At 52.4% G+C, this 12,439-nt stretch carries 7 protein-coding genes; 1 reads left to right on the top strand and 6 read right to left on the bottom strand.

Features of this window, described 5'->3' with window-relative positions; translation table 11 throughout:
* Positions 1-22: 22 nt before the first annotated feature.
* Positions 23-913, bottom strand: coding sequence for an AraC family transcriptional regulator (locus tag ACFQ0N_RS23145; protein ID WP_379330689.1), 891 nt, complete (start codon positions 911-913; stop codon positions 23-25).
* Between the two features lie 145 nt (positions 914-1,058).
* Here ACFQ0N_RS23145 and ACFQ0N_RS23140 point away from each other — a divergent pair, with 145 nt between their 5' ends.
* Positions 1,059-2,009 (top strand): phytanoyl-CoA dioxygenase family protein, encoded by a 951-nt coding sequence (locus tag ACFQ0N_RS23140; protein WP_379330687.1) that lies wholly within the window; start codon positions 1,059-1,061, stop codon positions 2,007-2,009.
* A gap of 63 nt (positions 2,010-2,072) precedes the next feature.
* On the opposite strand, the gene ACFQ0N_RS23135 is transcribed toward ACFQ0N_RS23140, so the two are convergent.
* From ACFQ0N_RS23135 to ACFQ0N_RS23115, 5 genes are all read right to left on the bottom strand, one after another.
* Positions 2,073-6,275 (bottom strand): Ig-like domain-containing protein, encoded by a 4,203-nt coding sequence (locus ACFQ0N_RS23135; protein WP_379330685.1) that lies wholly within the window; start codon positions 6,273-6,275, stop codon positions 2,073-2,075.
* A gap of 78 nt (positions 6,276-6,353) precedes the next feature.
* Positions 6,354-8,783: an alpha-L-rhamnosidase-related protein gene (locus tag ACFQ0N_RS23130; protein ID WP_379330683.1), complete on the bottom strand. Its 2,430-nt coding sequence runs from the start codon at positions 8,781-8,783 to the stop codon at positions 6,354-6,356.
* 25 nt (positions 8,784-8,808) lie between these two features.
* Positions 8,809-9,639: a carbohydrate ABC transporter permease gene (locus ACFQ0N_RS23125; protein ID WP_379330681.1), complete on the bottom strand. Its 831-nt coding sequence runs from the start codon at positions 9,637-9,639 to the stop codon at positions 8,809-8,811.
* A gap of 17 nt (positions 9,640-9,656) precedes the next feature.
* Positions 9,657-10,535, bottom strand: coding sequence for a carbohydrate ABC transporter permease (locus ACFQ0N_RS23120; protein WP_379330679.1), 879 nt, complete (start codon positions 10,533-10,535; stop codon positions 9,657-9,659).
* A gap of 101 nt (positions 10,536-10,636) precedes the next feature.
* Positions 10,637-12,124 carry an ABC transporter substrate-binding protein gene (locus ACFQ0N_RS23115; RefSeq protein WP_379330677.1) on the bottom strand — a complete coding sequence of 496 codons (1,488 nt, stop codon included), beginning with the start codon at positions 12,122-12,124 and terminating at the stop codon, positions 10,637-10,639.
* Positions 12,125-12,439: the final 315 nt, after the last annotated feature.

Genomic DNA, 12,439 nt, shown 5'->3' with positions numbered 1-12,439 from the left:
TGGGATGCCCCTCCTCTCTGTGCTACAGCATACGGTGCCGATTGCGATAAGCGCTCGGACTTTCCCCATAGCGGGCCTTGAACAGCCGGGAAAAGTAATGCACGCTGTTGAAATGCAGCTGGCTTGCAATCTCCGTAACCGACTGTCCGGATTCCTGCAGCATCACTTGCGACAGCTCCAGCTTGCGCGCCAAATGGTAGGCATGCGGCGCTTCGCCGTAAGTGCTGCGAAATAATCGCGATGCATAGTCGTGCCCATACGGAGACCAGCGGGCAAGCCAATCCGGACAATAGCTTGCCCCGGCATGCTCCTCCAGCTTTTGCTTAATAGCGGCCATATGGGCCTGCCGCGGATCGGCAGCCCGTTCATTGGCCGTCACAGTCCTTTGCAGCCGTCCAATCAGTTCCGCCATAATCCCTTGCAAAATAAGCGGGCTGTAGCTGTCGTTTTTGCGATATTCAGCGACAATTTCCTGCAGCAGCGCCCGCGGCCAGCCCCCCGTATGGCAATAAGCGGCAAGCCCTGGGAAGCGCGGCTCCGCCCCCGGCAGCTCCCGCACCTCCCGGCAATCGTCCACCTGGTCAATCGTCACGATCCCGCGCTTCAGGCGATGCTCCTCCCCCGGCTTCACAAAAGCGGAAAAATGCAGGCCGTACAGCACGAACGGATCGCGGTCATCCGCACGAAACCAGTGCGGCTCGCCAGGACCGTAATAATACAGCTGGCCAGGCTCCACCTCATAGCTCTGCCCCGCAATTTCCGCTTTGCCGCATCCGCGCTCAACATAAATAAATTGATGGTCATGAATAATACGCGGGCCAAACGATTCTCCCCCGCTGCATATTAACCGGTTCACAAAACGAACAAAAAAATGGAGCTGCTCTGTACTGCGGCTGCCAGTCACCACATCCATTCTCTTCTCCCCCGTAAGCAAACAATTGCCTCGAATGTAGCATGTTTTCCGGTAAAGTGCAAATCGTGCCGATCATAGCTAAAGACGGATTCCTCCTCTTTATACTATGCTTGCAATAACAAAGCTCATCAGGAGGTATTATGCTATGATCAATCAGCCAATCGATAATGACAGAAAGCCGATCACCTCTCAATTGTTTGATGCGACTCCGCTGCTTGGCGATGCGGAAGCGCTGCGCGCCCAGGCGGCCGCAGACGGTTATTTGTTTTTGCGCGGCTTTTTGGAGCGCGATGACGTGCTGCAGCTCCGACAGGAAATTTTGCAAATTGTGGCGAATGACGGCCTGCTTAATCCGCAATATCCGTTAATGGCCGGCATCACCGATCCCGAGCAGATCCATCGCTATTCCGAGGAGGAAATCTCCTGGATCGGCTCCGGCATCCCGCAATATTTATACTATGAAGTGCAAAAGCTGGAATGCTTTCATGCGCTTGCTCACCATCCCAAGCTAATCAAATTATACGAATCTCTCTTCGGCGAAACGCCATTCGTGCATCCGCGCAACATCAGCCGGGTTATGCTGCCCCATCGCAAGCAGAAAGCTACCCCGTCCCACCAGGATTTTCTGCATATCCAAGGCGCAGAAAATACATGGACGTGCTGGATGCCAGTCGGCGATATTCCCCGTAAGCTGGGGGGACTGGCCATTCTCAAAAGCAGCTTCAAGGAAGGTTTGCTTGGCGTCACGCAAGCGCCTGGCGCCGGAGGGCTTGAAAGCATTTTATGCGGTATGGACTATGAGTGGCAGACGACAGATTACGAGGCAGGGGATATTCTTACTTTCCACAGTCATACCGTGCACAAATCGACTGCGAATCAAATGGAAAATCACATTCGCATTTCCTGCGACTATCGTTATCAGCCCATTAGCTCTCCGATCGAGCCGGGCTCCTTGCAGCCGCATGGCCCCTACAGCTGGGATGATCTGTACAAGGGCTGGAACCGCAGCGACCTGCAGCATTACTGGGTAAACAATGCAATGGAGCATACGGCGTTCGATGAGTCGATCCGCTGGCAGAAGGACAAGATTTGTTAAGTATAACGGGGGATGCTAGCAGTGCTATGCATCCCCCCGAGATCCGCGCGGACCTGCAGCTTTCTACTCCTTCACATGCAGCCCTACATAGCGATAAGCATTATTGGCATTATGCAAGGCGAACTGCGGCAGACGTTCCAAGCTGCTCCAGCGGCCGCTGCTGCCCGTTTCTCCATCCGCGCGAACCTCGATGACCATTTCGGCGCGCTGACCCCCCATATTCGCCTGAATGATGGCGATCCCAGGCTTGATCGCGCGCACCTGTCCATTCGTAACCGTGGCGACATCTGTTTGCTCGGTATGCCATAATACCGGAAGGGCCGGTGCCCGGAATATCCCGGAATTGGTCAGTTCAGTTACAGAAAGCATCGCCTGGCCATTCGGGGCAAGCACCTTATAAGCTTCGTTCATGATTAAGGCTGCAGCGCTTGGCGCCGAAGGCTGCTTGATCCTGAAGTTCAACTCCGCCAGTCCAAGTTCCAGTGCGCTCCCATCTTCTTTTAGCATGAAAATATCGGTGTTCTCCAACCTCTTCCCCCGAAAAGCCGAGACGTCAATATCAAAGGAATTCAATAGCCCGTCATAGGATACCTGATACGATTGATAAAACGGCTGCGACGGATCCCATGAACGCATAAAAAACGTTGCCGTTTTCCCTGCGTAATTGTCATTTTGGACAAAGCCAAACTTGCCTGTCAAATGAACCTCCGGCTCATCCGGCACTGTCATCGCAATTCGCCCGTTGACCCCTGTTCCGCCCTCAGCGCCCGAAAATACGATCGGATTCGGATAAGAGCGGCCATCTTCAAGCGTAATCGCCTGAGGCTGATATGCCCCTCCGTACGGTGTACTATCGCCGAATGAGAAGGAAGCAAAGGTAGGCTCGACCATCCATACACCCTCCGCGGCATATACAGAAAGCAGGTCGCTATACGTATAGTCATTCCCGATGACGTGAACATAGCTCCTTGCCACAAACTCGTCCGTCACTAAGGTTATTTCCGCCGTTCCTTCGCCTAGCGCCTCTACTTGCCCTTGCGCGGAGACACGAACGAGATCCGGACGATTGCTGTAAAAGGATGCTCCTGATCCCGATCCCGGCGTCCACAGCGATTCGCTGCCATCGCTGAACAGGCTGTTAACCTGCAGCTTCTCCGTCGCCCCCAGCTGCAGCGTTTTGTTCTTCGCGGCGAACTTCAGCCCCTGCAGCTTCCGCTGCGGCAAATCGTCCTCGTACACCAGTTTCAGCGACGTCAAATCCACCTTGCTGTACGTGAGAACAGTATCAGGCTTGTTCCGCACATTGATATCCATACGAATCTTCTGGCCGGCGTAAGCCGATAAATCAACCTCAAGCGTCGTTCCCGCCCCTGTTACAGACAAATCCTTCTGATGAACAAACAGGCTCCCCGCTCCGCCTTCCTTATAGCCTTCTACAATGAGAGAGTTGTAAGTTCCGGCAGGAGTACCGGCAGGATAACGGAAAGTAATAATCGCCTTTACCCCGCTTTTATTCGGCACTTGCAAGCCGTCCAGCGAACCGCTCACCTGCTCTCCCGATTGCAATGGCTCATACCGGTATACATTGCTGTAGGTATTCCCGTCTTCAGCTGCGGAATCATTCAATGCATGCGCTGTGCCAAAAGTATTGCCCGTGCCTAGTTCGAACGGATGCCAGCCATTAGCCATTGACCAGGTGCTCCAGGCTGCATCGGCCATCGAAGGCAGGATGGACACCTCCTGCGGCTGCTTGACCGTCAATGAGAGCGTGCCGCTAACTCCGCCTGCAACAGCTGTAATCGTTGCTTGCCCCGGGGATAGAGCTGTCACTTGCCCGCTGGAATTGATCGCCGCCACAGCTTCATTGCTGCTCGACCAGACTGGCAGCGCCGGCATCTCATCTTTGTAGAAATAGTAACCATCCGGAGTGATTCCGGTGACATCGAATTGCATCGCCGATCCGGCCGTCACTTCCACAACACGCGGCTGCTCTTCATCCAACTGCTGGTGCTGCAGCGTTTCACCTGAGAGCCGGACTGCGAGGCGCCCAAGTACAGTCTCATAACCGCCGCCGTCAGCAAGATTAAGCTCTTCCTTGCTTCCCTTGTAATAGACCAATGTCTGCGGCCCTGCAGCTGAAATCGCCAGCTTTCCACCCGCATCAGGCTGTACAACCCGGTCGTTCATCACATCGTACCTCGGCTCCGCATCAGGAAAATAAAGTGTATCCTGGCCTGCTGCCGGCAAAGTCACAACGACAAACGATTCATTCGCATTCACCTGTTTATTGCTGCGGGAATAAAGGTGAACACCGGCATCCTCAGCTATATTGCGGTAAAAGGCTACCGACGAGATAGATGGTGAGCCGATCCATATCTCCTTGCCGCCCGTATGCGCCGTATAGGCTGCAGTGACCTTCGTCCCTGTACGGCCCAGCACATGAACGCCAGCCGTCTCCTGCACCGTGAAGAGCCGGATCGCGGTACTTGAACCGCCCAGCGCTTCGCCTGGGGTGATCTCTTGCAGCAGCGGTTCAGCAGCATTATTTACAGCTTTAATCGTGTAAGATTGCACTTCTCCTGCCGTCGTAGCCAGGCCGGTAACGTCACTGATCTGTGCAGCAGTACGGTGATCGATTTGATTCGCGTCCCGCTTCCAGTAACCGGCCGCATAAAGCCACACTAATGTTTTGCCTGACTTATCCCATTGACTTAGCACCAGCCGCTGCTGATCATCCAGTGCGTAGGCATTGGCGAACAGATAAAGCTTGTAGTGACCCGCTCTGCCAGCAATAACATCGGATAACAGAACAATATCGTAGGGCGCCCCCGCCTGCGACAATTCCTCCCGAATGAGCCGCAAGCGCTCATTGACCGATGAGCCAGAAGTATCCTGCACCATTTGTGAAAATTCATCGACGACCAAGGCGATTTCCGCACCAGATTCACGCGGCAGTTGTACAGCCGCAGCAGCCAGCTGATTCATTTTCCGTATCTCATTGACCATGCGGGCATTATTAAAGCCGCCGAAGCCGGTGTCGTCATACCAATGCAAGCCGTAAGATTTCGTCAGAGCAAAGCCGAAGTTTCGCCAAAGCAGCGCCAGCGAGCCTTCAACCGTTTCAGAAAGCGGCGGCGCTCCATGTGTATCCGAACCAATATGGGTCGCATAATCATCCTCTCCGACATAAAGCTTGCCATGAAGGCGCGCCGAATCCATCGCACCATGGACACTGGTGTAGCCGCTCGCCAAATCTCGATGCGTATAATCGAGCGGGGAATACAACAGATCGATATCAGGACTGTTCAGCAAAGTTTCAAGATCCAGCTCGCCGGAAATAGGTCCAAATCGGCCGAATGCCATCGTATACCCGCTATAAACAGCCGTAATTTTTTGATGATTAACCTCCTCTTTGACAATCGCAGCCAGCTCAGCCACAAACCGCGAGAGCTGACCGTTCTGATAGTGCACATAATCGATTACACTGCGATCGTCACCGGGTTTAAGAAACGGGTCTCCTTTCGCCTTGGGCGGTATGGAAGCGGATTCAAATGTAACCGACGAATCGTTCCAGGCCGAGCGAAGCTTGTTGATGTCCCCGTTGTAGACTTGCTTAAGCCACATGCGGAAGGAGGCCTGATTACCCAAACTGCGGTCAAAGTCGCGATCCGCCCACGTATCCACATTAAACCACTCTCCGGTGCTGCCGCCGGTAAGCATGTAGCCAATAATTCGATTCTTCACAGGGCTTGCTTCATAGAGGCGGATTTGCTCCCGCAAAAACAGCTCTGCCCGATTCTTCCATTCGCGCGACCCGTATGAATTTGCTCCCCAGGAGGCGCCGCTGTCGACATTGACCTCTGCTGTATTCGCTTGATCAAAGCCAAACGAAAAATCAGAGCCCAGCCATAAGACTGGAATAAAATAAGCTTGCGGATCTTCGCTTGCGATTTTTTCCATTTCCGGCAGCCATACATCGAGTGTCGGGAATCCTGTTGTCAGCCTCGGCTGATAAATATGAATACCGGCATGCATGGCCGTTTGCGTCATATTCGGATACCAATTCCATTGAAACCACGCTACTAGCGGCTGCGGCTCATCATTAATATGCAAGGTTGGCTCGCCGTTCCATTGCTTGACGGCTGCAGTCTCCACAGGACGAAACATTTCATTCACCTCTTCGTTAGCTTGAACCTGCCTGCTCGCCAGCGGCAGAACTGATGTTAACAGCATAACACAGAGCAAAAGCCTGCTCACCCATCTCATTCGTCATTCCTCCCCGATAATTGAAATTGAAGCTGTACCTCCAGAAGGCCGATCGGGCCGTCTGGAGGCTGAACACCGTTAACTGATAACGCCATCGGCAGCTTGCAGCTTGACAGCAAGCTCATAAGCGACCGCCTCTGGCAGCATCCTTTCTTTGCCATTCGGCAGCAAAAGCGATACAGGGATGCCCCGCGGGGCATCTACGAATATTCGGAAGCCATGCTCCTCCAGCAGCTCCCACCTCACTTGCACGATCCCTTGCGGTATCGCCACCTTGCCTTCCGCCCAGGTGAGCCCGCCCAAATTCGGAGCAACTTGAATGCGGGCAAATCCGGGCTCTGCCGGTGTAATGCCTAATATTTCGGCAGGAAATTCGTAGAGCGGCGCCGCCCCCCAGCCGTGGCAATCGCTGCGCTGCGAGACCGGATCCTCGACCCATGTCGTCAAATTGCAGGCCGCCAGCTCGCGCCAAATATCCCATAAAGGAAAAGCATGCGCATACAGTTTCGTTTCCGACAAAGCGCGGAACAGGAAAAAGGCCATCGCATACGACACTTGCGGCATTGACCTATCCTCCAGCATCTGCACAATCAATCGGCGTGCCGCATCGCCGGCGGCAACTTGCGAGAGCACGGCCCAAATCTGCACATGCTGTGAATAATACTCGGCCGAAGGGCCATCCCGGAACAGCTGGCGCGGCTCAGACCAGCAGTGCCGCCGGATCGCTTGCCCGACCGCGTCCGCCCGCTCCCGGTATTCAGCGGCGGTCGACGCTCTGCCTGCGGCATCATTCAGCTCAGCCGCAACTTGCAATGCCCGCATATACTGCAAACTGGAGATCGTAAGCGGCCCGTGCTCGCCCGCAGTCGGAACGCCAGCGGAAGCCCGCCAATCCTCCACCCAATCGACGAACGGCCAGTAACCGAGCGGCATTGGGCCGACCAAGCCGGACGCCGCTTCCACCTGTTGTTCAAACCAGCCCAGCACGGCGTCAACCGTCGGCAAATAACGCCGCACCAGCCCTAAATCGGCAAAGTAGCGATAGTGATCGTGAATCATCATAATCCAATAGACGGAAAACCCGGGAATAATTTGCGGAAACGTGGACGGATAGCGGCTTTGCAGCATCCCGTTAGGCAGCATGGAACTGTGGAAATCGAAGATGGCTTTTCGCGCCAGACGATCGTCCGCACTCAAATGGTACGTAAACAAAATTTGCAGCCGGGTATCCATGGCATATTGCAGCTGCTCATAGAACGGACAATCCTCGTAAGTCTCATGCATGCAGCGCTTCAATGTACGCACACTAATGTCCCACAGCTCATGCATCGTCTCATCCGAGCAGCGGAATTCCGCAGCTGTCTCTAACGGATATCCCGTCTCTCTGAAGCTGAGACTATGAATGACGAGCGGTTCACCGCCAGCTTCGGCCGTTAGCCGCACAAAGCGAAAGGTGCGGAACCAGAATGGCTCATAGCGCTCCAGCCCGCCCTCTGGACCTTCCAGATCACCAATGCCTGCTGCAATATAAGTATCTTCATCACCGAGCAAATAACCTTTGGATACATCATCGCGGCGCCCTTTGTTGCGGCGAATCGCCGATTCCGGCGCATCCTCATAGCACTCGGAGCTAAGCAGCTTTACTACTCCTCCCTGCCCGCCGGAAACCGCAAGCTGCAAATAACCGGTTGTAAGCTCTCCGGCATCCAGCTCAATCATTACTTTCCCGCCCGCCGGAACCGTGTACGGCCGCCCGGAGGACAGCAAATGAAACGTCGGCTGTTCTGCGCCGAAACCTTCACTGCGCATAACCTTCCGAAATCCCCGCTCAACCTCATACAAGGGAGGAATCGGGCGCGGCGCCAATGGCCAAGGCGAGAGCTGCCCGTAAGTAGGATCGTAAGCAGCAGATATCTCCGCAGCCGGGCTCCAGACTGTATCATCGAATGCCACCTCTGCCCAGCCATGCGGGTGCAAAGCCCCTTCCATATGCTCAACCCCGCCAACATACAGCGTCTCCAGTTCACCGGGAACAAAGCTCAGCCCCTGCTCCTCAAAATAACTCCATTTTGTATCACTGTTAAGGCAGTCAAGCACCTGTCCCCACCCATCGCATAAGCTGCCTTCAAAAAAAAATGCGCCTGAATTCGCTCGCCATATCGATGCTGGCCCGCCAGCCCCCATCTTGAAGGGCTCGGACACGGTAAAATGCAGCACCTTCACAGCGAGCACATTCGCCCCTGTCCGCAAATATGGCGATAGGTCCACCGTTTCATAATGATGGGTAAACCGATCCCCCTTACAAGGCCCAACCGATACCGAATGCCCATTCAAAAAAAGGCGATACCGGCTGTCGGCCGACACATCGACTACCAGTCTTGCCAGCTCCCCTTCAGGCACTTCAAAGCGCCGGCGAAAATAGACAAGCTCATGGCGCCCTTCCGTCGAAGTCACTGTTTCTCTTTGCTTCCAAATCCATCGTGCCTGCCAGTTCTTCTGCTGCTCCATCTCTACCTCCAGCTTTCAGCTATAATCATAGTTTCAATGCGCCGCTCGTCATCCCCGCAATAAATTGCCGTGATGCAACAACGAAAAATAACAGCAGCGGCAGACTCGAAATGATGTAACCGGCAAATAGCGTACCGCCCTGCTCATTAAATTGCGATGAAAAACTCAGCAGGCCAACCGCTACCGTTTTGTGAGCGTCATCGGTCAAAACGATAGACGGCAAAATGACGTCATTCCATACATTGAGAATGTTCAAAATGATCAGTGTGGTGAAAATCGGCCTGCTCAGCGGCACAGCCACTTTCATAAAAGATTGGAAGACAGACGCTCCATCGATATAAGCCGCCTCAAACACTTCGCCGGGCAATTTCTCCATAAACCCGCGCATCAAAAAAATGCCAAAAGGGATTCCTCCGGCGATATACGGCCCGATCAATCCCCAGCTGGAATCGATTAACTGCAAATCGCGAATCAAAATAAACAAGGGAATAAGCGATAAAATACCCGGAATCATCATCAAGGAAATCACAATATAGAAGATAACCTCACGCAACGGAAAGACAAAGCGCGCTAAAATAAAACCGCTGATGGAAGACAGAACAACAATCCCTGCCGTAGCCAAAACCGTAATAATAGCTGTATTCCACAGAAAGGGGTGAATCGTCTCCCAGGCCAGCGAATAATTTTCGAAATGAAACGGAAAAGTGATCCACCAAGGACTATGCGTATCCTGATCAAAGCTTTTGAAGCTTTTAAACACCATCGAAACAAACGGGTAGATGGTTAACAGCAGCAAGAGCCACAACGTCAATTGCGCCATAAGCTGCCCGGTTAGCCGTTTGGAAAGCACGTTCATGTTCATTCCCTCCGAACCTATTGATCCGCTTTAATAAATTTCATATTAATAAATGTCACCAGCAAAATTACGACAAAAATGACAAATCCGATCATCGAAGCATAGCCGAAATTGCTAAACGAAAAAGCCTGCTCATACATCAGCCAGCCCGGGACCGCCGTTGCCGATCCCGGTCCTCCTTTAGTGAGCACCAATTGCGTCCCGAACCCTTGCAAGCCGCCAATAATGCCCAGCACGATCATCAGCTTGATTTGCCCCGTGACAAGCGGCAGCTCAATGCGGAAAAACCGGCGAATGCCGACGGCACCCTCCACCTCGGCCGCTTCAAGCACCTCTTGGGAGATGCTTTGAAAGCCGGCCAAATAGACCAGAAAGCCCATCCCCGCAACCCAAGGGAAGCCGATCAGCACCATGGAGGTCAGCGCCATCGACGGATCGCCAAGCCAGCCATATTCATGGGGCAGTCCCAGTGCTTGCAGCATCAAATTAAACAGCCCTGTCAGCGGGTCCATCAAGCTTTTCCACAACAGCAGCACCACAACCCCTGGCACAACCATCGGCAAAATGAACATATAGCGAAAAAATCCGGACAATCTGGCATTTTTCAAATTTACGACCAGCGCCGCTCCAACTAAGCTGAACACATTTCCGCAGATCAAACCGGCAAAAAGCAAGTACAGCATGTTCCAGATCGATTCGAGCAGAAAGGTATCTTCCAGCATATAACGGAAATTTTGCAGCCCGATCCATTCAGCTGTCGCTCCATTCCAGTTCGTAAATGCGTGGTACAACGCCGACAAAGGCGGATAGAAGCCAAATAGGAGCAAAATGATCAATGTAGGCAAAAGAAACAAATAATACAGCTTGGCTCGATACAGCTGCCGCATATAACTCATACTATCTACTCCCGTCAAAAACTGTTTTCGGTCGCGAGACGCCAAAGGTGTCCGCCTTATGCGGGCGAACACCCTTAGCTATTTTCACACTTCACTCACGGCTACCACTTCGATTCATCATACTTATGCTGCTGAACCAGGTTGTCAACGCTTTTCTTCATCGACTTATCCAGCTCGATCAGCATTTTATCCAGGCTAATGGAGCCTAACAAATAGTCAACAGACAGCTTCTCATAGGTTTGCAGATACTCCGGCCCTGCCAGTGTTCCCGCATAGAACGCCCCCCAGCTCAAGTAACCGTCCTTATAGTCTTGCTGGAATTGGTCATACATCGGCTTGAACATTTCGACCGCTTCCGCGCCGTTGGCCGCCGGAATTGCTGCTTCCAATGTGTTAACAAGACGCGAATTGTTCTGCGGCGCTGTCAAGAACATGAGGAAATCGGCAGCAAGATCCGCTGTACCTTTTTTCTCCGCCGTATTCGTCAACTGCCATGCCGTGCCGTAGCCGGCCATCCCTCTGATCGTGTTCGTGCCGCCAAAAGGCGAATCCTCAGCAGACAGTACCGGGAATGAGGTAGTGCCGTATTCAAACTTGCGATCCTTGTCATCCTTAACATTGCGCATATGAATGCCAACCGCCTCGATCATCGCAACCTTCCCTGTGACAAACGCTTTATAAGCGTCTGTACTGTTCCAGCCGTTCGGATAGCCTTCGGCTTTTTGCTTTTTCAGCTTGAAATATTCGCGGTTTTCCGGTGAATCTACTTTATAAAGGCCCTTTTTGTAGGCGCGGACGAACTCTTCCTGATCGACGACACCATCCTTGGTAAGGACGTCCCACTCTTTAATCTTTTTGGCGAAGACGGCTGTCTCCAGCGTAATATCCGACCAGCGGTAGATCGGCATATATGGCGCCACGCCAATTGCTTTCAGCTTTTTCTCCGCCTCGAAAAAATCATTATAGGTTACGGGAGCGGTATCGATGCCCGCCTTGGCAAACAGCTCCTTGTTATAAATAATGCCGATTGGTACAGCATCAATGGGAACGTAGTAAACTTTGCCGTCTCCAGATTTATTCAGCCATGCTTCATTGTAAATTTCTTTCCATTGCTTATTTCCTTCTACGTAAGGATTCGGCATCTCCAAATATTTGTCGAATGGCAGCACCCATCCTTTCGGATAATCTTCGTTTTTAAAGACGCCGATTTGATAAATAATATCCGCTGCCGTGCCAGCCGCAAGCTGGGCAACCGCTACTTTTCGGTCCTTCGATTTCGTAGGCGACAAAATTTCAATTCTCGCTTCCGGGTGAAGCTTTTCCCATTCATCGGCCAACACTCGAATTTCATTGTACGGATGCGGGTTTGCATCCGATTTTTCTTGGCTGACGGTTGGTGAATAATCGGTAAAGTCGCCGCCTGGATCAACCACAATTACCTTTTGCTCCTGCTTATTCGGCTTGCCTGTCTCGCCATTGCTTCCCGTTTCTTTGCTGCCGCCATTTCCGCCGCCGCTGCAAGCAGATAGCAGCAGCATCGAAATCGTGGAAACAGCCATCAATTTGTACCAACGATTCCCTCTAACCATTAGAATACCCCCAATAATTTATTATGTTAACGCAACCATTTTGATTTTGGAAGACACGCTCAATGTTCTTTTGCCAAGAGCAGCAAGACTTGTCTTCCAAAACCTATAGCTGCTATAACCGTCCAGCGTTTTTCTCCAGCATTCAGCATAGCCGACCTGCTCCAGCTAAAACTTCCCCCGTTAGATCACCTGGAAGTTGAGAGCACATCATTCCTTCCGAACCGTTAATGATATCGCAATCATTTTTGTTCGACAAATTTTACATTATGTACAGCTTGGAATAGTGATGGAGTTTCTTTAAACTTCCAATTTGAA

Origin of the sequence: Paenibacillus sp. GCM10027626, from assembly GCF_042676285.1 — a bacterium.
Classification (GTDB): domain Bacteria; phylum Bacillota; class Bacilli; order Paenibacillales; family Paenibacillaceae; genus Paenibacillus_Z.
Note: the sequence above shows the minus strand (reverse complement) of the source record. Positions and strands in the feature narration are given on the sequence as shown.

Coding starts and splice junctions, on each gene's coding strand:
- ACFQ0N_RS23140 (WP_379330687.1), top strand. CDS start 1,059: ATGATCAATCAGCCAATCGATAATGACAGAAAGCCGATCACCTCTCAA.
- ACFQ0N_RS23130 (WP_379330683.1), bottom strand. CDS start 8,783: ATGGAGCAGCAGAAGAACTGGCAGGCACGATGGATTTGGAAGCAAAGA.
- ACFQ0N_RS23115 (WP_379330677.1), bottom strand. CDS start 12,124: ATGGTTAGAGGGAATCGTTGGTACAAATTGATGGCTGTTTCCACGATT.
- ACFQ0N_RS23135 (WP_379330685.1), bottom strand. CDS start 6,275: ATGAGATGGGTGAGCAGGCTTTTGCTCTGTGTTATGCTGTTAACATCA.
- ACFQ0N_RS23145 (WP_379330689.1), bottom strand. CDS start 913: ATGGATGTGGTGACTGGCAGCCGCAGTACAGAGCAGCTCCATTTTTTT.
- ACFQ0N_RS23120 (WP_379330679.1), bottom strand. CDS start 10,535: ATGAGTTATATGCGGCAGCTGTATCGAGCCAAGCTGTATTATTTGTTT.
- ACFQ0N_RS23125 (WP_379330681.1), bottom strand. CDS start 9,639: ATGAACGTGCTTTCCAAACGGCTAACCGGGCAGCTTATGGCGCAATTG.